Source organism: Stenotrophomonas sp. PI_27 (assembly GCF_027854495.1).
Classification (GTDB): Bacteria; Pseudomonadota; Gammaproteobacteria; order Xanthomonadales; family Xanthomonadaceae; genus Stenotrophomonas; species Stenotrophomonas pavanii.
The window spans coordinates 22,121-43,756 of record NZ_JAJNOF010000004.1 but is presented as its reverse complement, the minus strand read 5'-3'; the positions used below and the strand labels follow the sequence as shown (position 1 = coordinate 43,756).

The window sequence follows — 21,636 nt, the reverse complement described above, 5'->3', positions numbered from 1 at the left end:
TACTTGATTAGTCCTGATTAAGGGGAATAATCATCCCGCACCCGGTCCAATCGTTCTGTCACGATTGTCCCATCCCCGACGTCCAGGATCCCCGACCATGTCCCACGATCTCAACGAGACACTGATCTTCGTCAAGGTGGTCGAGCAAGGCAGCTTCATTGCCGCTGCCAAATCGCTCGGCCTGCCCAAGACCACGGTCAGCCGCAAAGTGCAGGAACTGGAAACGCGCCTGGGCGCGCGCCTGCTGCACCGGACGACCCGGCGCCTCGGCCTGACCGAAGCCGGCTCGATCTACCACGAGCATTGCCAGCGCATCGCGCGCGAGCTTGAAGAAGCCGAGAGCGCGGTGAGCCAGCTGCAGTCCGGCCCACGCGGCTGGCTGCGCTTCACCGTGCCCTATTCGATCGGCATCACCTGGATCGCGCCGCTGCTGGGCCAGTTCCACGCGCAGTATCCGGAGATCCGCCTGGACATGCACATGGGCAACGAGAAGCTGGACCTGATTGCCGGCGAAGCAGATCTCGCGTTGCGCGTCGGTGCCCTGCCCGATTCCAACCTGGTCGCGCGCAAGCTTGGCAGCCTGCGCACGCAGGTGTTCGCCAGCCCGGCCTACATCGAACGCTATGGCGAGCCGCTGCATCCGGAAGAACTGCAGTTCCATCGCATCCTGGCAATGCGCAAGCCGTACCACACCGGCAACTCGCCGCGCTTCACCTGGCAGCTGGGCGAGAACGGCGGCGAGCTGCGCGACTTCCCGGTCACCCCGCTGATGACCGCCAACGACATGTCCGCATTGAACGGTGCATTGGTATGCGGCGAGGGCCTGCTGCTGACCGGCGACGTGATGGCCAAGCCGTTCGTTGAATCGGGCATGGTGCGTCGTGTACTGGCCGGCTGGACCGGCCCGGAAGTGGACTTCAACGCGGTGTTCGCCGGCGGTCGCCTGGTCTCGCCGAAGGTGCGTGCGTTCGTCGATTTCCTGGTCGAGAAGCTCAACTTCGACGCCAACTACATGCTGGCGCAGTGCCCGGGTGCGAAGCTGGCGCAGCAGCAGAAGGCGCAGGAAGACGCCGCGCTGGAAAGCAGCGGCAAGCGGATCCTGGAAAAGGTGGCCGCTTCGGCGGCGTAACCGGATCTTGTAGAGTCGAGCAGGACTCGACTCTACCGTTCGGACAGCACGTGCTCCACCAGCGCGCGCAGCTTCGGCTCGGCCTGCCGGCGGCTGGGGTAATACAGGAAAAAGCCCGCAAACCGCGGACAGTATGCTTCCAGCACCGGCACCAGTTCGCCGCGCTGCAGCCAAGGCCGCCAAGTCTCTTCCATGCCGATGGCCAGGCCCGCGCCGGCCAACGCCAGCCTGAGCATCACGCCCATGTCGTTGCTGGTGATTTCAGGCTGCACATCAACACTGAATTCCCGGCCGCGCTCCTCGAATTCCCAGCGATAGGGCGCTCTGCCGGGCGCGCTGCGCCAGCCGATGCAGCGATGCGCGCCCAGTTCGCGCGGATGGGTCGGCAGCACGTGCGCATCGCGATAGTCCGGCGAGCACACCACCAGCTGGCGCTGCCGCGCCGACACCGGGACCGCGACCATGTCCTGCGCAATGACCTCCCCTAGACGCACGCCGGCGTCGAAGCCCGCGCCGACGATGTCGAACGCCTCGTCGGTCACGGTGATGTCCAGCTGCAGCGCCGGGTAGCGTGCTGCGAACGTGGCCAACAGCGGGCCCGCCAGGAACGCTTCGGCGATGGAGGACACGGCAAGCCGCAGCTGCCCGGACACGGCGGCCTGGCGGCGCACGCTGGCCTCCAGCGCATTGCCCAGTTCCGCCAGCGCAGGGCTGACCGAGACCAACAGCGCCTGCCCGGCATCGGTGAGGCTGACGCTGCGCGTCGTGCGCAGCAGCAGGGCAACGCCCAGCGACTGCTCCAGCTTGGTGAGGGTCTGGCTGACCGCAGATCGAGTCACGCCGAGTTGCTGGGCCGCGGCGGTGAAGCTGCGACAGTCGGCCACCCGCTGGAACACGGCCAAAGCGTTGAGATCGACGGACATTGGTTAGCAATTCTGAACAAGGTAATCAGGAATCGCCATCTTATCGCGGCAGGGCGTGCCATCTACCGTGGCTGCACCGGGCACGCCCGGGCATTCCCTACCCCTTCAGAGACACCGCCATGAGCCTTTCCCGAACCATCCTGATCACCGGCGCCTCCAGCGGCATCGGTGCCGGCATCGCCCGCGCCCTCGCACAGCCGGGCGCGCGCCTGGTCCTCGGTGCCCGCCGCGTGGATCGCCTGCAGGCGCTTGCCGACGAACTGCGCCAACAGGGCGCCGAAGTGCGGGTCCACGCGCTCGACGTGACCCAGCGCGCGCAGGTCGATGCCTTCGTCGAAGCCGCGTTGCTGCATTTCGGCTCGATCGACGTGATCGTCAACAACGCCGGCGTGATGCCACTGTCCCTGATGGGCTCGCTGAAGGTGGAGGAATGGGACCGGATGATCGACGTGAACATCCGTGGCGTGCTGTACGGCATCGCTGCCGTGCTGCCCGGCATGATCGCCCAGCGCAGCGGCCAGATCATCAACATCGCCTCGGTCGGCGCACTGTCGGTGGTGCCGACCGCAGCGGTCTACTGCGCGACCAAGTATGCGGTGCGCGCGATTTCCGACGGCCTGCGCCAGGAGCACCGCGAACTGCGGGTGACCTGCATCCATCCTGGCGTGGTGGAAAGCGAACTGGCCGACAGCATCACCGATCCGGCTGCCGCCGAGATGATGGTCGGCTACCGCGCCATTGCGTTGCAGCCCGACGCGATCGGGCGCGCGGTGAGGTTTGCGATCGAGCAGCCGGACGATGTGGATGTGAATGAGATCGTGGTGCGGCCGACGGCGACGGTGTAACGAAGGTCTGGCCGAGTGGCCCTGGCAGAGTCGAGCCGTGGTCGACTCTGCAGGCGCCAGAAGCATGTGACGCTGCGGCCGAGTGTTCCAGTGTGTGCCGAGCAGCGCTCGGCACCTACAGAAAATGCCGCCCGCAAGGGCGGCATTTTCGTTCCGGCTGCGCCGGAACTGTAACGCTGCGCGTTACTGCTTGAGCGGAATCACGCGGATCTCGACGCGGCGGTTCTTGGCACGGCCAGCATCGGTGCTGTTGTCGGCGATCGGGTACGCCTTGCCGGCGCCCAGCGTTTCGATACGCACGCTCTGCACGCCCTGGCCGATCAGGTATTGCGCCACCGAGTCGGCGCGTTCCTTCGACAGGCGGTTGTTGACCGCGTCGCTGCCGATGCTGTCGGTGTGGCCCACTACTTCGATCATGGTCTGGTTGTACTCGCGCAGCGTACCGGCCACACCGTTGAGCGAGCCGTAGAACTGCGGCTTCAGGGTGGCCTTGCCGAAGTCGAAGGTGATGCCGTCCGGCAGGTTCAGCATTATGTTGTCGCCCTGGCGCTGGACATCGATGCCGGTATTGGCGGTGCGCTCGCGCAGGGCGCGTTCCTGGCGATCCTGGTACTGGCCAACGGCGGCGCCGCTGAGCGCGCCGATACCGGCGCCGATCAGCGCGTGCTGACGACGTTCGGTCGCACTGTCGCCGGTCAGCAGGCCGGCAGCCACGCCGATGGCGGTACCGATCAGCGCGTTGCGGCCGGTCCGGTTCTGCTGCTCGGTCGGGTTGCCGTACTGGTCACTCTGCACGTAGGAGCCGCCGGTGGCGCAGGCCGACAGGACGGCCGCACTCATCAGGGCCAGTGCGACGTTGCGGGTGGTGTTGCGGATCATGGAGTTCTCCTTGTTTTCCGGTCGGGCCGGCGGCTTGCGGGCGCAGAGAGAATAAACAGCCCGATGCGATGTCGGGATGATGATCGGTCACGGCGACAGGGCCGCGTTCAGCTAACTGACTGGATCAACCACGCGGCCCTTTACCCTGCTCCCGACTGGCGGTAGGCGGCCAGAGCGGCATCGCGGCCAGCAGCCAGATCCACCAGCGGGGTGCGCGGATAGCCCGGCGCGTGCGTGGCCAGCAGCTGCGGGTGCTGCCATGGCGCGAAGCGCGCCTTCACCGGCAACGCCGCCAGTTCGGGCACCCAGCGGCTGATGTAGCGGGCCTGCGGATCGAACTTCTCGGCCTGGGTGACCGGGTTGAACACCCGGAAGTACGGGGCCGCGTCGGCGCCGGTACCTGCCACCCACTGCCAGCCCATCGTGTTGTTGGCGAGGTCGGCATCGACCAGGGTGTCCCAGAACCAGCGCGCACCATGCAGCCAGTGGGCGCGCAGGTGCTTGCACAGGTAACTGGCCACGATCATCCGCACCCGGTTATGCATGTAGCCGGTGTGCCACAGCTCGCGCAGGCCGGCGTCGACGATCGGCACGCCGGTGTTGCCGCGCTGCCAGTGGAGCAGTTGCGCCGCGCTGGGCGTGGCCCAGGGGAAGCGGTCAAACCGTGGGTTGAGGTTGTCGGTTGGTGTCTTCGGGAAGTGATGCAGCAGGTGATAGGCGAAGTCGCGCCAGCCCAGTTGCCGCAGGTAGCCATCGATGTCGGCATCGGTGCCTGCAGTGCGCAGCCCCTCCAGCGCATGGGCGATGCGCCACGGCGCGATCTCGCCAAAGTGCAGATGGGGCGACAGCCGCGAGGTGCCCACGCGATCAGGCAGATCGCGCTGCTCGCGATAGCCACGCAACGCGCCGTCCTCGAACACCGACAGCGCGTCCAGCGCACCGGCCTCGCCCGGCTGCCAGTGCTTCCAGAAGCCGGCATCCCAGTCCAGGGTCGGTGCCAGCTGGAGATCCTCCAGCGCGAGGCCGTCCACCGTGTGCGCCGCCATTGCCTTCGGTGCGGGCTGCAGCGCCGGCAGGCGCCAGTGACTGAGCACGTTGCGCCAATACGGCGTAAATACCTTGTAGGGCTGGCCCTGCTGGGTGGCAATGTCCCAGGGTTCGAACAGCAGGCTGCCGTTGCAGCTCTGCGCGTCGATGCCCTGCTCGCGCAGCGTGCGCTTGATGGTGGCGTCGCGTGGCTGCGTGGCCGGCTCGTACTTGCGGTTCCAGTACACGACTTCGGCGCCAGCCTGCTCGATCAGGGCCTGCAGGGTCGGCAGGCTGTCACCGCTGCGCAGCACCAGCGCGGAACCGCGGGCGCGCAGGTCGGTATCCAATGCAGCCAGGGAACGGTGCCGCCACGCATCGGAGGCCGCACCCGGCGCCCATTCACCTTCTTCGTGGGGCGCATGGATGTAGACCGGCACCACATCGTGCCCCGCCTCCAATGCGGCCTGCAGGGCCGGATTGTCCTGCAGCCGCAGATCACGGCGGAACCATACCAACGCTACCGACACAGACACCGCCCCCGTTGTTGAAGGCGGACATGATAGCCAGGGGCAGTGAAGGAGATGCGCGCGCCAGGCCATCCCCGCATGGCATGGATCTACTTGCCGAAGCGCTGCATCGCCTCGCTGATCAGCGCACGCGCTTCAGCAGCATTGCCCCAGCCATTGAGCTGCACCGGGTTGCGCCCGGCCGGCAGGTCCTTGTAGACGCGGAAGAAGGCCTCGATGCGCTGCCGTTCGACCTCCGGCAGATCCGCCAGGTCGCGGATGCCGGCGTAGCTCGGGTCGACCTTGTCGGTCGGCACGCCGATGATCTTCTCATCATGCTCGCCGCCGTCGATCATCTTCAGGTAACCGATCGGCCGGAAGCGCACGATTACGCCCGGATGCAGCGGTTCGCGGGTCAGCACCAGCGCGTCCAGCGGATCGTTGTCACCGGCCAGGGTACGCGGCATCGAGCCGTAGTTGGCCGGATAGGCGACCGGCATGGACTGGAAGCGATCCACATGCACCAGGCCATCGTCCTTGATCTCGTACTTGGTGAAGCTGCCGGCCGGAATCTCCACCGCCAGATTCACTTCCTGCGGGGCCTGCTTCGGCTGGGCGACCAGGAAGGGATGCAGCACGGTATCGGCGGCGGCTACCGCACTGGCCAGCAACAGCAGGGACGCGCCGATGGCAGCCAATGGAATGATGCGACGGGGTGTGGTCATCAGTGTTTCCTCATTCCCAGCAGCGGTCGGCACGACCCTTGGCAGTCTGCGCACGCGGACAGTCGCGCGGTGCGATACGGCCTTCGCTCAGCTCCGTGCGCTGCTTGCCGCCCTTGGCGTCGCGGCGCAGTTCGAAGGCATCGTAGAGACGCCCGGTCACGGTGCGCGCCTCGTAGCGCAGGTGCTGCGGATCGATAGTCAGCACCTGGAACAGCTGGGTGTCCTCGGCTACCGGATCCATCGTCTTCCGTGCCTCGTCGGAAAGGCGATACTGCTTCGGCCCGGCCACGGTCACCACGTACTGTGGCGTCGCGGCCTGACCCTCGCCACGGCGGCCATAGGTGTGATCGTGGCCCTGCAGCACCAAATCGACGTTGTGGCGGCGTACCACCGGCAGCAGCACGTCACGCAGCGCGGCGTTCTCGCGCCCTTCGCGCGGCGAGTAGAACGGCTGGTGCAGCAACACGATGGTCCATGGCTGCGAATTGCCGGTCAGCACCTTGTCCAGCCACTGTGCCTGTGCCCTGGCGGTGCCCAGATCGAGTGCCGAGGTGCCATCGACCACGGCCACACGCACGCCCTGCGCATCGAACCAGTAGCTGGTCTGCTGCGCGGCGGGGGCGCCATTGCCCGGCAGCGCGAACGTGACCGGCCAGTGCCGGCCCAGCACGCGGCGCTCCTGCGGGGTGTCCTCGAATTCCTCGAAGTACTCATGGTTGCCGATCGCCGGGGCTACCAGCGTTTCCTGCGCCAGCCAGCCGGTGGCGGCAAACCACTCGCCCCATTCGCTGTCGTCCATGTTGTCGCCGCCGCTGACCAGATCACCGGCGAACAGGCTCATGCGCGCCTGCGGTGCAGCCTTCTGCGCGGCACGCACCACCCGGCTGACATGGCTGACGTTCTTGTTCTGGGTATCACCGAAGTACAGCAGGGTCAGCGGCTGGTCGGCCGCGGCCAGCGTGCGCAGCTGGTTCCACGCACTCCAGCTGCCATGCCCCTGCACGCGGTAGACATACAGGGTGCCCGGCTGCAGACCGCTGACGTCGGCGCGGTGATGATGCGACAGACCGTTCTCGGTCTGCAGCGCGCGGGTCGTCGCGCGTACCTGTCGGATGCCATCGATGGCGGGCGAATCACCGGCCAGGGCGATCTCCAGCAGGGGCGCCTGCACGCTGCCATCGGTACGCCAGGCCACGGCGAACCCGTGGCTGGGATCGGCCGCCGGCGAGGCGACGATGCGGTCCGGCACCGGCGTCGCTGCGTAGTGGTGGCTGCCGGTCGGCACCTGGGTGTTCGGTTCGGCCGCGGCCCACGACAGCGACGGCAACGCCAGCAGCAGCCCCAGCGCCAGCCTGCGCATCACGCACTGCCCGCTCATGCGCCACACTCCAGCGGCAATGCCAACTGCTTGGCGATGCTCTCCCAGTCGAAGGCCACCACGCCCTGATCGTCGTGCACGGCGTACAGCGCACCATGCGGGAAGCGCGCGCTGGGCTGCTGCATCATCCAGATGCCATCGGTGTTGGCCACGGTATTGCCCTGGAACGCGCCGACCGGTTTCAGCGTGTGCCGGTCGAACAGGTGGAACACGCTGCGCTGCTTGCCCTGTTCGGTGGTGATCCACCAGCCGTCCTTGCCACAGGCGCGCAGGGTCACGCCTTCGGCCTGTGCCTTGAACACGTCGCGGCCGAAGGTGGTGCCGGTGAAGCGGCCCGCCAGGGTGTAGACCTTGAACTCGCTGGCGTAGCGCTCGTCCTCCTCGGCAATCAGCAGGCGATCGTTCTCGGGGTCGCCCCAGATCGACTCGACCACGCGCAGCGCACCGGCCTCGGTGGTGTCACCGATGCTGGCGACAAGGTTCGCTTCGACCTTCGCGCCGTTGCGGGTCACGTGGTACTGGCGCACGCGCTTGTCCAGCTCGGCCAGCGGCGGCAGGATGTCACGCCCCTGCGCATCCTCGCCGTTGTCCCAGGAGTCGGTGACGTAGACGCTGTAGCCATCGGCACGGCGGTCGACCCACAGCCCGTACGGCTTGCGCAGATCGCCGGCAGCGAACGTCGCCAGCGGCGCGAGGTCCGGCAGGCTCAGCACCTGCACGCGGTGGTTGTCGCGCTCCACGATCCACAGCAGGTCGTCGGTCACCGCAATGCCGTTTGGGCGGTCGAACTGTCCCGGTCCGGTGCCGCTGCTACCGACGTCACGCAGGTGCCGGCCGGTGCTGCCGTCGTAGACCACCAGCTTGTCGGTGGCCTTGGCGGTGGCGATCAGCCACAGCGTGCCGTCCGGGGCGCGCCAGGCCGCCGGCGAGTCGATGTTGTCGGCCGGGGTCATCGGCGTGAGGAAGGCTTCGGCGAGGGTGGTCACCCCGCGCGCGCCACTTGCGGCCGGCGCGGCCGCTCCCGCAACCGGATCGTTGCCGCTGGCCGGCGTGCAGCCGGCGATCAGCGTGGCGGCCAGCGCCGCGGCCAGGACGGCACGGCTGCGCCCCATCACAGCGCCACCTTCAGGCCCAGCGCATAGGTGCGCCCATACTCTTCCATCTGCAGGGTGCGCGACCGCGTGCCCTGGTACAGCTCCAGCGGCTTGTCCAGCAGGTTCTGCGCCTCGAAGTACATGCTCACCCGCGGGGTGAACTTGTAATCCAGCGAGAAATCGAGCTGGGTGTTGGGTGCCACGTAGATGTCGAACGCGCGGCCCTTGCCGATGCTGTCCAGGTACTCGCTGCGGTATACCGCCGCCAGGCGCGTGCTCACGCCGTACTTCTCATAGCCGATGTGTGCGCTGTAGACATGCTTGGAGGCGCGCGGCAGGGTGAAGTCCTCGCCCGCACGGTCCTTGATACCGGCATCGAACGTGGTGTCCAGCCAGGTGCCACTGGCACCCACCAGCAGGCCATCCAGGCCGTCCGGCAGGAAGGCCAGCTGCTGCTGCCAGTTGAATTCCGCACCCCGCACGGTGGCGTTGCGACCATTGATCGGCTGGGTCACGTCGAATCCGCCGTAGGCCGGATCATTGGTCCGCACGGTTTCCACGATGTAGCCATCGATCGACTTGTGGAACAGGCCGAGCGACACGATGCCGCTGCTGCCGATGTACTTCTCCACCGACAGGTCGATGTTCTTCGACTCGTACGGGTCCAGTTCCGGATTGCCCAGGCGCACTTCCTCGTCACCGCGGCTGTAGCCCACGCGCGGCGAGACGTCGCCGAAGGACGGGCGCGATACGGTCTTGTTGGCCGAGGCGCGCAGCACCCAGTCATCGGCCGCGTCATAGCGCAGGTGCAGGCCCGGCAGCACGTTGGTGTAGCTGCTGTTGGCCACGCGCGGGGTGACGGTGAAGCTGCGGCCGTTGGCGGCCACGTCCACCTGGTTGCCGATCGCCTTGAAGCGGGTGTTCTCCACGCGCACGCCGCCGATGATGCGCAGCGCGCCCACGTCCCAGGTACCCATGGCATAACTGGCGAAGATGTCTTCGCTGGCCACGTAATCCTCTTCCAGCGACGTCATCGCATTGCCGCCGACATCCTGCGGACGGGCGCTGTACTGACTGCCGCTGGCCGCCCAGAACGCGCGCATCGCGGCCGAGTCCATGCCGTCCCCCATGTTGCCGTGGCGGTGCTCCGGCGAGGAAGTGGTCCAGCTCGACAGCGCCACCTTCGGGCCGACACGCAGTTCGCGCTCATCCACATTGACGTCGCGGTCGCGCCAGCGGCCCAGCAGACCGAACTTGATGCTGCTGCTGTCGCCGTCGAAGCGCACGTTGACCTGTGCGCTGTGCTCCTTGTCGTTCACCTGCTTGGGCGAGAGCACGAAGCGGTCGAACGCGTAGTTGCTGTTGTCCAGCCACTGCGGGTTGTCGAAGCTGTAGCTGGGCAGGCGGCTGCGCTGGTCCAGGGTGCCGTTGAAGACCTTGCCGTTGAGCTTGAAGCGCGCCTCCATCTCGTCGTTCACGCGCTCTTCTGTACGGGTATAGCCGATCCGGTAATCGACCACGGCGTGGGTCAGCCGGTTCTCGCCACCGAGGCTGGCCGCGAACGTGTTTTCCTTCTTGGTGCGGTAGCGCATGCGCTTGTCGATCGAATCCTTCGGCATGCCGTCCAGGCGGTACTGGTCGGTGCCGGTCTTGACCATCTTCGCGTCGTCGAAGTTGAAGATCACGCGCTGGCGGGTCTCCGCATCATCGAACTGGCTGTAAAGCGTGCGCAGGTAGTACTTGCTGTCTTCGTTCGGGTGCCAGTCGAGATTGAGGTTGGCGCCGATGCGCTTGCGTTCGATCTCATACTTGCGGTGCTGCAGGTTGATCGCGGTCACGTCACCGGGGGCGGCATCGTCCTCGCCGTCATATTCCACTTCGGTGTTGTCCGACTCGAACTTCCGCTTCTGGTAGTTCACGCCCAGCGCCACGCCGAAGGTATCGTTGAACACTTCGCTGTAGTTGAGCGCCGCCTTGGGGCTGGTCTCGCCGGACAACGGCTGGTGGCTGCCCTCGATCTTGCCACGCAGGCTGCGACCATCGCGGTCGAAGGCCGACGCCGATTCCACCAGCACGGCGCCACCGATGGCATCGCCGGGCATGTCCGGGGTGGGCGATTTGACCACGCGCAGGCGCTCGGTGGAGTCGGACGGGATCACGTCCAGAGGTGCGGCGCGACTGGAATCTTCCGGGGTGCCGACGGCAATGCCATCCACGCTGACGCTGTTGAGATTGGCGTCCAGGCCGCGGATGACCACGAAGCGGCCCTCGCCCTGGTCGCGGGTCACGCTGACACCCGGCAGGCGCTGCAGTGATTCGGCCACGTTCTTGTCCGGGTACTGGCCCAGGGCGTCCGAGGAAACGGCATCCTCGATGGCATCGCTGCTGCGCTTGAGGTCGACCGCGCGGATCTGCGACTCGAGCTGGGCGCGTACTTCGATGCGGTCCAGGTCGACCGCGTCGGCGGCCACGGCGCCGGTGGCGGCGACCGCCTGCTGCCCGGCCGCCTGCAGCGGTGCTGCGGCCCCCATCGCCAGGGTCAGGGTGATGGCAACGGCCAACGGAGTCTTGATATGCACTGGGAATCCCCATTCCTGTTAAGAATGGGTCTGCACGGTATGTCCGCAAGGTTGCATGGCCATGACATGCGCCTGCACATTTCGGGTCACGCCGCTGCGGGGCCGGTTTGGGATTCGACACGCCGATCCGGCAAAATGGCGTCCTCTCTCTCATTTCCCCCTTCCCCGACCATGAAGATCGTCGAAGTGCGCCACCCGCTGGTGCAGCACAAGATCGGCCTGATGCGCAATGCCGCGCTCAGCACCAAGGATTTCCGCGAACTGGCCAACGAGCTGGGTACGCTGCTGGCCTACGAGGCCACCGCCGACCTGGACACCGAGCCGCACACCCTGCCCGGCTGGGCCGGCCCGGTCACGGTGCAGCGCATTGCCGGCGCCAAGATCACCGTGGTGCCGATCCTGCGCGCCGGCCTGGGCATGCTCAGTGGCGTGCTGTCGCTGATCCCGGCCGCCCGTGTCAGCGTGGTGGGCCTGCAGCGCGATGAGGAAACCCTGCAGCCGGTGCCCTACTTCGAGCGCCTGACCGGGCGCCTGGAAGAGCGCGACGCGCTCATCCTGGACCCGATGCTGGCCACCGGCGGCACCCTGATCGCCACCATCGACATGCTCAAGCGCGCCGGCGCCCGCCGCATCAAGGGCATCTTCCTGGTGGCCGCGCCGGAAGGCATCGAGGCGGTCAAGGCCGTGCACCCGGACGTGGAGATCTACACCGCGGCCATCGATGCCCAGCTCAACGACAAGGGCTACATCCTGCCGGGCCTGGGCGACGCCGGTGACCGCATCTTCGGAACCCGCGTCGGATAATCCCGGTGAACGGGTCGGATCCCTCTCCGCAGGAGAGGGCTCTGACCCGCCATCCGCTCGCGGGCGCGCTTCGCCGCGGCACGTGAACGCCCGTGGACGCGGGCGTGGCCGACGCGTGATTCTTCACGTGGCCTTACCGGTCGGAAGCGAATGCTCCGCGCACCCGCCACCGCTTGGAGCATTCCGATGAAAGCCTCTTTCCTGCTGGCCGCCGTCCTGCTGGTTGGCCTGCCCCTGGCTGCCAACGCCACCACCCCGCAGCAGCAGCGCATGGCCGAATGTTCGGCCAAGAACAAGGGGCTGAAGGGTGATGCCTACAAGACCGCGCAGAGTTCCTGCCTCAGCGGCCACGCCGCCGAAACCAAGGCGGTCAATCCGCAGCAGGAACGCATGCGCAAGTGCAATGCCGACGCGGGTGCGAAGAAGCTGGCCGGTGATGCGCGCAAGACCTTCATGAGCAGCTGCCTGAAGTCGTCGTAGCGATCGCGTCCGATCGGAACGCCGCAAGGCGTGGATCGACACACCCATGGATGGCCGGGCACTGCCCGGCCATTTTATTACCCCAGGGCGCGCGCCTTCAGCTCGCCCTGCTCGTGCAGGGTCACGAACCGTCCCTTGTCATCCCGGCCCAGCTGCGCCAGCGCCACCTGCGGGTCGTGGGTGAAGAACAACCGCACGTTGCGCGCCAGCTTGTCTTCAAGGAACTGCCGCTTCTCGTCGATCAGCAGCTCGGCGTTGCGGTCGTAGCCCATGGTGATCGGCACGTGTACCCATGAGCGGCCCGGGATCAGGTCGGCACAGAACACCACGCCACCATGCGCACTTTCGCCAGCATGCGCGTGCCCGACGATCTCGGCCAGCATCAGACCCGGCGTATGCCCGTCGCTGTAACTGAAGCGTACGCTGCGGCCGAGCGCCTTCGAGTATTCGCCGTCGACCACTTCCAGGCGGCCACTGGCCTGCAGCAGGCCCGGCAGTTCCGGAATGAAGCTTGCGCGATCGCGCGGGTGTGGCTGCACGGCGCGCTGCCAGTGCTGCGCGCCGACCACATAGGTCGCGTTCGGGAACAGCAGCTCGGGATCACGGCCTTCGCTCCACGCCGCCAGCAGGCCGCCGGCATGGTCGAAGTGGAGGTGGCTGAGCACCACCACGTCGATATCCTCATGCTCGAAACCGGCTTCGCGCAGGGAATCGATCAGTACGTGCTGGCTTTCCTGCACCCCGTAGCGCTCACGCATGCGCGGGTCGAAGAACGCCCCGATACCGGTTTCAAACAGCACCGTCTTGCCTTCCAGCGGGCTGGCAAGCAGTGCACGGCAGGCCAGCTCGATACGATTGAGCTCGTCCGGTGCCGCCCATTTTTCCCACAACGCGCGCGGCGCGTTGCCGAACATCGCGCCGCCGTCGAGGCGCTGCGAGTTTCCACGAATAGACCAGAGTTTCATGCGTCGATTATCGGCGCCGGCTCGTTAAATAATCGCTAGACGGCAACAGAAAACCCCGCCGGCAAAGGCGGGGTTTCGGTATCAACCGGATTGCCGGCCAGTGGCCGGCACGGCCGGATCAGCGCGCCGGCACAACCTGGGCGCTGCCCACCGGGTTGCGGGGGTCGCTGCCGCCGAACAGCTTGTTCGCCTTGCGGTCCCATTCCACGGTCTGCAGGTTGCCCCACACGTGGCTGGAACCGCGGCCACCGGTGGCAACGTCGCCCGGCAGGTCGATCTTGTGACCCATGGCCTGCAGCTGCTTCACCGTCGCCGCGTCGAACGCATCGTCCTCGGCTTCGATCAGGTCCGGCAGCCACTGGTGGTGGTAGCGCGGCAGCGCGGCAACCTGCTGCGCGTCCAGGCCGTCGTCGTAGCCCAGGATGCCCAGCAGCACCATGGTGATGATGCGGCTGCCGCCCGGCGTGCCCAGCACCACCACCTTGTCGGCGTTCTCCATGAAGGTCGGGGTCATCGAGCTGAGCATGCGCTTGCCCGCCTTCGGTGCGTTGGCCTCGTAACCCATCACGCCGAACGCATTGGGCGTGCCCGGCTTCAGCGCGAAGTCGTCCATCTCGTTGTTCAGCAGCACGCCGGTGCCCTTGGGAATCAGGCCCGAGCCGTACAGCAGGTTGACGGTCTGGGTGGCGCCGACGCGGTTGCCATCGCGGTCGATGATCGAGAAGTGCGTGGTCTCGTCATCTTCCAGCGGCGTGGGGTTGCCGGACAGCAGGTCGCTGGGCGTGGCCTTCTCCGGGTGGATGGTGGCACGCAGGCCCTGCGCGTAGTCCTTGCTGGTCAGCACCTTCTGCGGGATCTGCACGAAGTCCGGATCGCCGAGGAAGAACGTGCGGTCACGGTACGCGCGGCGCATCGATTCCACCACCAGGTGGGTGCGGTGCGCCGGGTCCATCTTCCTGATGTCCCAGCCTTCCAGGATCTGCAGCATGCTGGCCAGCGCGATGCCACCGGACGACGGCGGCGGCGCGGTGGTGATCTTCCAGCCGTTGTAGTTGAACACGATCGGCTCGCGCTGCTTGACCCGATAGCCGGCCAGCTCTTCAGCGGTCCACTTGCCGCCGGCCTGCTTCACGCCGGCCAGCAGCAGCTTTCCGGTCTGGCCCTTGTAGAAGCCATCAAAGCCACCCGCAGCCAGGCGCTCCAGCGTCTGCGCCAGCTCCGGCTGCTTGAACAGGTCACCGGTGGCGATCGGCTTGCCGTTGCGCAGGTAGACCTCCCGCGTGCCGGGATAGCGCTCCATCACTTCACGCCGCGACGCGTAGCCCTTGGCCATGCGCTCGTACACCGGGAAGCCTTCGCGCGCGATGCGGATGGCCGGTTGCAGCGAGGCTGACAGCGGCAGCTTGCCGTGCTTGGCCGACAGTTCGACCAGCGCTGCGGGCAGGCCCGGGATGCCGGCCGACCAGGCGCCGTTGACCGAACGATCCCGGTCCAGGTTGCCCTGCTTGTCGAGGAAGGCCTGCGGGGTCGCGGCGGCCGGGGCCGTCTCGCGCGCATCCAGCATCACGTCCTTGCCGGTGGCCGCGTCGTGCAGCAGGAAGAAGCCGCCACCGCCCAGCCCGGAGCTGATCGGCTCGACCACCGCCAGCGTGGACGATACCGCCACCGCCGCGTCGAAGGCGTTGCCGCCCTGCGCCAGGATGTCGATGCCGGCCTGGGTGGCCAGCGCGTGGCCGCTGGCAATGGCCGCGCCATCGGGGCGTTCGGCACGGGCCGGGCCGTCGGCCCAGGCAACCGGGCTCAGCAGCAGGCCGAGCAGCAACAAGCGGCGGACGATCAGCGTCTTCATTCGGATGGGGGCTCCGCGTAGAGTTCGGGGTGATCGTGCTGAAGTTGGCGCAGCTTGGCCAGCAGCTGGTCTTCCGTTTCCACGATCTCCGGATCCGGGTCGATGCACTCGACCGGGCAGACGACCACGCACTGTGGTTCGTCGAAATGGCCCACGCACTCGGTGCAGCGGGCAGGGTCGATCACGTAGATGGTTTCACCCATCGAAATGGCCTGGTTCGGGCAGGCCGGCTCGCAGACGTCGCAGTTGACGCAGAGCTCGTTGATTTTCAGCGACATGGCGATACTCCTCGCCCGCGCCTTGGGACAAAGAACCGGCCAGCGCGGGCGCGCGGGCCGGTCAGGTCATCAGCGGCACCCTTGCGGGGCGCCGCCCGGGCCATGCCGGGGCATGGCCGCCATGGCTCGGTATTACTTGGCTTCGACGAAAATGTACTCGGCGCCGGTCGGCTGGATCGCCGCCTGCACGCGGGCGTTGTCGGCCGACTGGCCGATGAAGACGACGCGCACGCCCTTCATCGAATCCGGCGACACGTCCTTGAACACGGCCTGGATCATGTCAGCCATCTTGCCCGAGGCCGACGAACCGAAGGCCAGCATGTTGCCCGGCTGCACGCCACGGGCCACGGCCTGGGTCGCGCTCTCGGTCTGGCGCTCGTACTTGGCCTGGAAGTCCGGGTCCGATTCCGGCGACAGGTAGTACAGGAACGGGCTGTTGGTGATGTTGCCCATGTTCTGGATCGCCACTTCCTGCAGGTACTTCTTCCAGCCTGCATCGTCATCCTTGGCCGGAGCGACCAGGGCCTGCTTGGCTTCGTCGACCGGAGCGGCCTCTTCCTTCTTGCAGGCGGTGAAGGCCAGGGCCAACGAAGCGATCAGCATCGCGCGCATGGTGGTGTTCATGGGTTTCCTCCCGGAGTGGTGCGTGGTGGTGTACGTAATGGGGTGCGGATACAGCGGGGCTTACGACTGTGCCGCCTTCGCTTCGCGGACCTTGCGCAGGGCTTCGAGCACCGCGGCCGGCACGAAACCGGACACGTCGCCGCCCAGGCGCGCGATCTCGCGGACCAGCGAGGACGAAATGAAGCTGTGCTGCTCGGCCGGGGTCAGGAACAGGGTCTCGACCTCGGGGATCAGGTGGCGGTTCATGCTGGCCATCTGGAACTCGTACTCGAAGTCGGACACCGCGCGCAGGCCGCGCAGCAGCACCCCGCCCTGGACCGAACGTACGAAATGGGCCAGCAGCGTGTCGAAGCCGATGACCTCGACATTGCCGTGATGGGCCAGGGCGCCACGTGCCAGCTGCACGCGCTGTTCCAGCGGCAGCGCCGGGCCCTTCGACGGGCTTTGCGCCACGCCGACCACGACCTTTTCGAACAGCGGCGCAGCCCGGCTCACCAGGTCGATATGGCCGTTGGTGATCGGGTCGAACGTGCCGGGGTAGACGGCGATGCGGCGGTTGGCCACGGTCATGGGCGGTAGCAGATGTTCAGATGAGGTCAAAGTGTAGCAGTGGCGCGGCGGTACAGGGCAAAGCGCACCTCGCGGGTGCCGCCCTCCCGGTGCAGCAGCCAGTCCGGCGGCAGCACCGGCACGTGGCCGGCCGGCGATTCCAGGTACAGCCAGGCATCGGCGGCCAGGTGCCGCGGCAGCTGGGCCAGTACGTCCTGCCACAGGCCATCGGCAAACGGCGGGTCGATGAACACCAGGTCGGCCTGCTGCGCCGGCGCGCCCTGCAGCCAGCGCAGGGCGTCGGCCTGCACGACGGTGATCTGGTCCGCGGCCTGCAGCTTGGCCACGGCGGCGGCCAGGTTGCGTCCCAGCTGCGCATCGCGCTCGACCAGGGTGGCGCGGGCGGCGCCACGCGAGACCGCCTCCAGGCCGAGCGCACCGCTGCCGGCGAACAGGTCCAGCACCCTCGCACCACCCAGCTTGGGCATCAACCAGTTGAACAGGGTCTCGCGCACGCGGTCGCTGCTGGGCCGAAGGCCTGGCAGGGTCGGCACCGGTAGGCGGGTGTTGCGCCAGCGCCCGCCGATGATGCGGACCTGGCCGTCGTTGCCCCCACGGCCGCTCATCGGCGCCCCCGGCGGGGGGTGTTCGAGAAATTCAGCATGAGCGGGATTGTAGTTCGGCCGGGCTTTGCCCGGCACCCGCAGAGGCCGAAGCAACAGCCAGAGCAACGGCAAAAGCTGGTTTCCTGTGGGTAGGCGGGGTGGGCCAGGTTGTGGGGGACGCCGTAAACCCGTCCATGGGGGCTTGGCCGCGGCATCCATGCCGCGGACACCCCCACAACCTGACCCACCCCGCCTTCGACAGTTTCCTGCGATCTGTCGGAACAACTCTTGGGGTCAGATCCGTTTTCCTGCGGAAAACGGATCTGACCCCAGATTTATTTCGATATCTGACAGATGTGTCGACCAAGGTCGACACCTACCAACAGCCGAGTGAACCTGTCAGAGGCGGGGCGGTGTGGGTTGGCAGGACCGTTGGCGCCATGGATGGCGCCATCGAGCCCCCATGGATGGGTTCACGGCGTGTCCTGCCAACCCACACCGCCCCGCCATCCCACGGATAGCCCGCTGTTGCTGTTGCTGTTGCATCGGCCTCTGCAGGTGCAGGGCTGCAAGCCCTGCCGACCAACCCCTTGATTTCGGGACAATCACCCCTACCCCTTGGCGAGGCCGCACGCGCTGGCGCGGCATTGCAAACGGAGCCTTATCGATGACCGAGACGACCCAGACCGAAACCCTTGGCTTCCAGACCGAAGTCAAGCAGCTGCTGCAGCTGATGATCCACTCGCTGTACTCCAACAAGGAGATCTTCCTGCGCGAGCTGGTCTCCAATGCCGCCGACGCCGCCGACAAGCTGCGCTTCGAGGCCCTGACCCAGCCGGCCCTGCTGGAAGGCGACAGCGAGCTGCGCGTGCGCGTCAGCTTCGATCCCACCGCCCACACCATCACCATCGAAGACAACGGCATCGGCATGAGCCGCGCCGAGGCCATTACCCACCTGGGCACGATCGCCAAGTCCGGCACCGGCGACTTCCTGCGCCAGCTGTCCGGCGACCAGAAGAAGGATTCGCAGCTGATCGGCCAGTTCGGCGTCGGCTTCTACAGCGCCTTCATCGTTGCCGACGAGGTGGAAGTGACCTCGCGTCGCGCCGGGCTGCCTGCCGGCGAAGGCGTGCGCTGGACCTCGCGCGGCGAAGGCGATTTCGAGGTGGCCACCGTCGACAAGCCCGAGCGCGGCACCCGCATCGTGCTGCACCTGAAAGACGGCGAGCACGACTTCGCCGACGGCTGGCGCCTGCGCAGCATCCTCAAGAAGTACTCGGACCACATCGGCCTGCCGATCCAGATGCCGAAGGAAAGCGAAGAGGGCGCCGCCGTCGAGTGGGAGACCGTCAACCGCGCCAGCGCACTCTGGACCCGTCCGCGCACGGAGATCAGCGACGCCGAATACACCGAGTTCTACAAGCACGTGGCGCACGACCACAGCGACCCGTTGGCGTGGAGCCACAACAAGGTCGAAGGCAAGCTGGAGTACACCTCGCTGCTGTACGTGCCCGGGCGTGCGCCGTTCGACCTCTATCACCGCGATGCCCCCAAGGGCCTGAAACTGTACGTGCAGCGCGTGTTCGTGATGGACCAGGCCGAACAGTTCCTGCCGCTGTACCTGCGCTTCATCAAGGGCGTTGTCGATTCCAACGACCTGTCGCTGAACGTCTCGCGCGAAATCCTGCAGTCCGGCCCGGTCATCGATTCGATGAAATCGGCGCTGACCAAGCGTTCGCTGGACATGCTGGAGAAGCTGGCCACCGACAAGCCCGAGCAGTACGCCACGTTCTGGAAGGAATTCGGCCAGGTGCTGAAGGAAGGCCCGGCCGAGGACTACAACAACCGCGAGAAGGTGGCCGGGCTGCTGCGCTTCGCCTCCACCCGAGGCGACGGCGATGCGCAGACGGTGTCGCTGGCCGATTACCTCGGCCGCATGACCGAAGGCCAGGACAAGATCTACTACCTCACCGGCGAGAGCTACAGCCAGGTGCGCAACAGCCCGCACCTGGAAGTCTTCCGCAAGAAGGGCGTGGAAGTGCTGCTGCTGACCGACCGCATCGACGAATGGTTGATGGGCTACCTGACCGATTTCGACGGCAAGGGCTTCGTCGACATCGCACGTGGCGACCTCGACCTGGGCGCACTCGAAAGCGAAGCCGACAAGCAGCAGCAGGAAGCAGCGGCGAAGGAAAAGCAGGGCCTGGTCGAGCGCCTGAAGACGGTGCTCGGCGATGAGGTGGCCGAAGTGCGCGTTTCGCACCGCCTGACCGATTCGCCCGCGGTGCTGGCCATCGGCGAACAGGACCTGGGCCTGCAGATGCGTCAGATCCTCGAAGCCAGCGGGCAGAAGGTGCCGGAAAGCAAGCCGGTGCTGGAGATCAACCCGGGCCACCCGCTGATCGCCAAGCTCGACGCCGAAGCCGATGGCGCGCGCTTCGACGACCTCGGCCGGGTGCTGTTCGACCAGGCCGCGCTGGCCGCCGGTGACAGCCTGAAGGACCCGGGTGCCTATGTGGCCCGCCTGAACAAGCTGCTGCTGGAACTGTCGGCCTGATCGACAGGGTGGCGCCGGGCATGGCCCGGCCTACCCGGCGATGCTCGGGTAGCGGCCAACCTTGGTTGGCGCCCTCCAGGGGCGGCGGTTGGCGCCTGCCGAGAGGGTTCAGGCCTCGCGATCCAGCAGCGAACCCAGCGTCTGGTCCTGGCGGCGGATGACCGCGGCATTGGCGGCGAAGGCCACTACTTCGGCCTTGGCCGCCAGCAGATCGCCCAGGGGGGCGCCCGGATCGGGGGCGGTGCTGGTCACCGCCGTCGCCACCCCGCCCTGCGCCACCGCATTGCGCTGCAACTGCAGGCGCTGCGCATCGGGGGTGGCCAGGTTGGCCACGTTGTGCGCGGCTACCTGCATGCCCTGCTGGGCCGCGCGCATGCCACCCAGAGCGGTTCCCATCACGTTCTCCATGGCGGTCTCCGGGCCGCACGCCGCAGCCCTCCTGACCGGTTAACGGCCGGCACGCCGCGACCTTGAGTCCACATCGGCCCGACAGGCCCGAGTGGTAGCATATCCCCCTGATTTCAGCGCCTTTTGCCAATGCTCAGTTTTTTCCGCCGCAAGAAGCCCCAGGACGCCGCCACACCGGACGCGCCCAAGACCCAGCACTACTCGGCTGAAGAGCTGGCGGCGGCGTTCCCGTCAGCCGCCCCGGCCGAAGACGCGCCCACCACTGCGGTGGCCGAAGCCGTAGCACCGGTACCCGTGCCGGAACCGGCCCCCGTCGCGGTACCGGCGCCGGTCACCGAAGTGCCCGCCGTGCCGGCTGCGCAACCGGTCATCGCGGCCGAGGATGTCCAGGCCGAAGCGCTGGCCGCCGCCGCCGTGCTGGCCCCGCTGGCTCCGGTCGTTCCGGCCGCGGAGCCGGCCGCCCCGGCCGCCGATCTGCCGGCGCTGGTCGATGCCCCGCCCGCCCCGGCCGGCAAGCCCGGCTGGCGCGAACGCCTGCGCAACAGCGTCATCGCGCGCAGCTTCGGCGGCCTGTTCTCGCGCAATCCCAAGCTCGACGACGACCTGCTGGACGAGCTGGAGACCGCACTGATCACCGCCGACGTCGGCGTAGGTGCCACCACCGACCTGGTGGAAGGGCTGCGCAAGCGCATGAAGTCGCGCGAGTTCGCCGACGCCAATGCGCTGCTGGCTGCGCTGCGCGCCGAGCTGATCGCGATCCTGCAGCCGGTGGCCAGGCCACTGGTGATCGACCGTGCTGCCAAACCCTTCGTGGTGCTGACCGTCGGCGTCAATGGCGTCGGCAAGACCACCACCATCGGCAAGCTGGCCAAGCGCTTCAAGGACGACGGCCACAGCCTGATGCTGGCCGCCGGCGATACCTTCCGTGCCGCTGCCGTGGCCCAGCTGCAGGCCTGGGGCGAGCGCAATGGCGTGGCCGTGGTCGCGCAGGGGCAGAACGCCGATGCCGCGTCGGTGGCGTTCGACGCGCTGCAGGCCGGCAAGGCGCGCGGCACCTCGGTGCTGATCGCCGACACCGCCGGCCGCCTGCACACCCAGTCCGGCCTGATGAACGAGCTGGGCAAGATCCGCCGCGTGCTCGGCAAGATCGACCCCACCGCACCGCACGAAGTGCTGATGGTGATCGACGGCACCACCGGCCAGAACGCGCTGTCGCAGCTGCGCCAGTTCAATGCCGCAGTGAACGTGACCGGCCTGGTGGTGACCAAGCTGGACGGCACCGCCAAGGGCGGCGTGGTGTTCGCGCTGGCCCGCGAGTTCGGCATTCCGATCCGCTTTGCCGGCATCGGCGAGCGCCCGGAAGACCTGCGCGTGTTCGACCCGGAAGCCTTCGTCGATGCCCTGCTGCCCGAAGCGCTGGGCGCCTGATA

Annotated in this window: 20 protein-coding genes; 6 read left to right on the top strand and 14 right to left on the bottom strand. The window is 67.2% G+C overall.

The annotated features are described in order from the left end of the window. Window positions 1-97: 97 nt before the first annotated feature. A complete protein-coding gene (locus LRM18_RS06280; RefSeq protein WP_005416157.1) occupies window positions 98-1,129 on the top strand; it encodes a LysR family transcriptional regulator in 1,032 nt (343 codons plus the stop codon). Between the two features lie 32 nt (window positions 1,130-1,161). On the opposite strand, the gene LRM18_RS06275 is transcribed toward LRM18_RS06280, so the two are convergent. Next, window positions 1,162-2,052, bottom strand: a complete 891-nt coding sequence (locus tag LRM18_RS06275; protein WP_049470353.1) for a LysR family transcriptional regulator — start codon at window positions 2,050-2,052, stop codon at window positions 1,162-1,164. Window positions 2,053-2,171: 119 nt separating this feature from the next. Between LRM18_RS06275 and LRM18_RS06270 the strand changes: the two genes are divergently transcribed. Then, on the top strand, window positions 2,172-2,897 hold the full coding sequence (locus tag LRM18_RS06270; RefSeq protein WP_064238198.1) for an SDR family oxidoreductase: 726 nt from the start codon (window positions 2,172-2,174) through the stop codon (window positions 2,895-2,897). A gap of 183 nt (window positions 2,898-3,080) precedes the next feature. Here LRM18_RS06270 and LRM18_RS06265 read toward each other — a convergent pair whose 3' ends face one another. The 6 genes from LRM18_RS06265 to LRM18_RS06240 form a co-directional block, all read right to left on the bottom strand. After that, window positions 3,081-3,776 carry an OmpA family lipoprotein gene (locus LRM18_RS06265; RefSeq protein WP_005416156.1) on the bottom strand — a complete coding sequence of 232 codons (696 nt, stop codon included), beginning with the start codon at window positions 3,774-3,776 and terminating at the stop codon, window positions 3,081-3,083. 140 nt (window positions 3,777-3,916) lie between these two features. Beyond that, complete coding sequence (locus tag LRM18_RS06260; protein WP_270953129.1) at window positions 3,917-5,332, bottom strand: deoxyribodipyrimidine photo-lyase; 1,416 nt, start codon at window positions 5,330-5,332, stop codon at window positions 3,917-3,919. An 89-nt stretch (window positions 5,333-5,421) separates the two neighbouring features. Then, the gene (locus LRM18_RS06255) at window positions 5,422-6,036 is read right to left on the bottom strand and encodes an inorganic diphosphatase (protein ID WP_049470361.1); all 615 of its coding nucleotides are present in this window, start codon (window positions 6,034-6,036) and stop codon (window positions 5,422-5,424) included. Between the two features lie 10 nt (window positions 6,037-6,046). After that, window positions 6,047-7,396: a metallophosphoesterase family protein gene (locus LRM18_RS06250; RefSeq protein ID WP_223224854.1), complete on the bottom strand. Its 1,350-nt coding sequence runs from the start codon at window positions 7,394-7,396 to the stop codon at window positions 6,047-6,049. Between the two features lie 14 nt (window positions 7,397-7,410). Further along, on the bottom strand, window positions 7,411-8,526 hold the full coding sequence (locus LRM18_RS06245) for a phytase (RefSeq protein WP_270952605.1): 1,116 nt from the start codon (window positions 8,524-8,526) through the stop codon (window positions 7,411-7,413). After that, window positions 8,526-11,087, bottom strand: coding sequence for a TonB-dependent receptor (locus LRM18_RS06240; RefSeq protein ID WP_064238189.1), 2,562 nt, complete (start codon window positions 11,085-11,087; stop codon window positions 8,526-8,528). The genes LRM18_RS06245 and LRM18_RS06240 overlap by 1 nt, the downstream gene beginning before the upstream one ends. Window positions 11,088-11,258: 171 nt before the next feature. Here LRM18_RS06240 and upp point away from each other — a divergent pair, with 171 nt between their 5' ends. Both upp and LRM18_RS06230 read left to right on the top strand, forming a co-directional pair. Beyond that, on the top strand, window positions 11,259-11,891 hold the full coding sequence (gene upp / locus LRM18_RS06235; RefSeq protein ID WP_005409099.1) for a uracil phosphoribosyltransferase: 633 nt from the start codon (window positions 11,259-11,261) through the stop codon (window positions 11,889-11,891). A gap of 186 nt (window positions 11,892-12,077) precedes the next feature. Continuing rightward, on the top strand, window positions 12,078-12,371 hold the full coding sequence (locus tag LRM18_RS06230; RefSeq protein ID WP_046430010.1) for a PsiF family protein: 294 nt from the start codon (window positions 12,078-12,080) through the stop codon (window positions 12,369-12,371). 77 nt (window positions 12,372-12,448) lie between these two features. On the opposite strand, the gene LRM18_RS06225 is transcribed toward LRM18_RS06230, so the two are convergent. From LRM18_RS06225 to rsmD, 6 genes are all read right to left on the bottom strand, one after another. Next, complete coding sequence (locus LRM18_RS06225) at window positions 12,449-13,336, bottom strand: MBL fold metallo-hydrolase (RefSeq protein ID WP_049470373.1); 888 nt, start codon at window positions 13,334-13,336, stop codon at window positions 12,449-12,451. Between the two features lie 118 nt (window positions 13,337-13,454). Next, window positions 13,455-15,185, bottom strand: coding sequence for a gamma-glutamyltransferase (ggt, locus tag LRM18_RS06220; protein WP_150827231.1), 1,731 nt, complete (start codon window positions 15,183-15,185; stop codon window positions 13,455-13,457). After that, window positions 15,182-15,463 carry a YfhL family 4Fe-4S dicluster ferredoxin gene (locus LRM18_RS06215; protein WP_010484376.1) on the bottom strand — a complete coding sequence of 94 codons (282 nt, stop codon included), beginning with the start codon at window positions 15,461-15,463 and terminating at the stop codon, window positions 15,182-15,184. The genes ggt and LRM18_RS06215 overlap by 4 nt, the downstream gene beginning before the upstream one ends. A 132-nt stretch (window positions 15,464-15,595) precedes the next feature. Continuing rightward, complete coding sequence (locus tag LRM18_RS06210) at window positions 15,596-16,087, bottom strand: hypothetical protein (RefSeq protein WP_005409092.1); 492 nt, start codon at window positions 16,085-16,087, stop codon at window positions 15,596-15,598. A gap of 60 nt (window positions 16,088-16,147) precedes the next feature. After that, window positions 16,148-16,657 (bottom strand): pantetheine-phosphate adenylyltransferase, encoded by a 510-nt coding sequence (gene coaD / locus LRM18_RS06205; protein WP_005416145.1) that lies wholly within the window; start codon window positions 16,655-16,657, stop codon window positions 16,148-16,150. 26 nt (window positions 16,658-16,683) lie between these two features. Next, window positions 16,684-17,262 (bottom strand): 16S rRNA (guanine(966)-N(2))-methyltransferase RsmD, encoded by a 579-nt coding sequence (rsmD, locus tag LRM18_RS06200; RefSeq protein WP_270952576.1) that lies wholly within the window; start codon window positions 17,260-17,262, stop codon window positions 16,684-16,686. A 646-nt stretch (window positions 17,263-17,908) separates the two neighbouring features. Here rsmD and htpG point away from each other — a divergent pair. Then, window positions 17,909-19,798: a molecular chaperone HtpG gene (htpG, locus tag LRM18_RS06195; RefSeq protein WP_270952574.1), complete on the top strand. Its 1,890-nt coding sequence runs from the start codon at window positions 17,909-17,911 to the stop codon at window positions 19,796-19,798. Between the two features lie 108 nt (window positions 19,799-19,906). On the opposite strand, the gene LRM18_RS06190 is transcribed toward htpG, so the two are convergent. Further along, window positions 19,907-20,206, bottom strand: a complete 300-nt coding sequence (locus tag LRM18_RS06190) for a hypothetical protein (protein WP_270952572.1) — start codon at window positions 20,204-20,206, stop codon at window positions 19,907-19,909. Between the two features lie 129 nt (window positions 20,207-20,335). Between LRM18_RS06190 and ftsY the strand changes: the two genes are divergently transcribed. Further along, window positions 20,336-21,634: a signal recognition particle-docking protein FtsY gene (ftsY, locus tag LRM18_RS06185; protein ID WP_103282933.1), complete on the top strand. Its 1,299-nt coding sequence runs from the start codon at window positions 20,336-20,338 to the stop codon at window positions 21,632-21,634. Window positions 21,635-21,636: the final 2 nt, after the last annotated feature.

Bases quoted from the DNA above. Each gene is read 5' to 3' on its own strand.
- LRM18_RS06210 (WP_005409092.1), bottom strand. From the start codon at position 16,087: ATGAACACCACCATGCGCGCGATGCTGATCGCTTCGTTGGCCCTGGCC.
- LRM18_RS06270 (WP_064238198.1), top strand. From the start codon at position 2,172: ATGAGCCTTTCCCGAACCATCCTGATCACCGGCGCCTCCAGCGGCATC.
- coaD (WP_005416145.1), bottom strand. From the start codon at position 16,657: ATGACCGTGGCCAACCGCCGCATCGCCGTCTACCCCGGCACGTTCGAC.
- LRM18_RS06215 (WP_010484376.1), bottom strand. From the start codon at position 15,463: ATGTCGCTGAAAATCAACGAGCTCTGCGTCAACTGCGACGTCTGCGAG.
- htpG (WP_270952574.1), top strand. From the start codon at position 17,909: ATGACCGAGACGACCCAGACCGAAACCCTTGGCTTCCAGACCGAAGTC.
- ftsY (WP_103282933.1), top strand. From the start codon at position 20,336: ATGCTCAGTTTTTTCCGCCGCAAGAAGCCCCAGGACGCCGCCACACCG.
- upp (WP_005409099.1), top strand. From the start codon at position 11,259: ATGAAGATCGTCGAAGTGCGCCACCCGCTGGTGCAGCACAAGATCGGC.
- LRM18_RS06225 (WP_049470373.1), bottom strand. From the start codon at position 13,336: ATGAAACTCTGGTCTATTCGTGGAAACTCGCAGCGCCTCGACGGCGGC.
- rsmD (WP_270952576.1), bottom strand. From the start codon at position 17,262: ATGAGCGGCCGTGGGGGCAACGACGGCCAGGTCCGCATCATCGGCGGG.
- LRM18_RS06190 (WP_270952572.1), bottom strand. From the start codon at position 20,206: ATGGAGAACGTGATGGGAACCGCTCTGGGTGGCATGCGCGCGGCCCAG.
- LRM18_RS06280 (WP_005416157.1), top strand. From the start codon at position 98: ATGTCCCACGATCTCAACGAGACACTGATCTTCGTCAAGGTGGTCGAG.
- ggt (WP_150827231.1), bottom strand. From the start codon at position 15,185: ATGAAGACGCTGATCGTCCGCCGCTTGTTGCTGCTCGGCCTGCTGCTG.
- LRM18_RS06230 (WP_046430010.1), top strand. From the start codon at position 12,078: ATGAAAGCCTCTTTCCTGCTGGCCGCCGTCCTGCTGGTTGGCCTGCCC.
- LRM18_RS06265 (WP_005416156.1), bottom strand. From the start codon at position 3,776: ATGATCCGCAACACCACCCGCAACGTCGCACTGGCCCTGATGAGTGCG.
- LRM18_RS06275 (WP_049470353.1), bottom strand. From the start codon at position 2,052: ATGTCCGTCGATCTCAACGCTTTGGCCGTGTTCCAGCGGGTGGCCGAC.
- LRM18_RS06255 (WP_049470361.1), bottom strand. From the start codon at position 6,036: ATGACCACACCCCGTCGCATCATTCCATTGGCTGCCATCGGCGCGTCC.
- LRM18_RS06250 (WP_223224854.1), bottom strand. From the start codon at position 7,396: ATGCGCAGGCTGGCGCTGGGGCTGCTGCTGGCGTTGCCGTCGCTGTCG.
- LRM18_RS06245 (WP_270952605.1), bottom strand. From the start codon at position 8,526: ATGGGGCGCAGCCGTGCCGTCCTGGCCGCGGCGCTGGCCGCCACGCTG.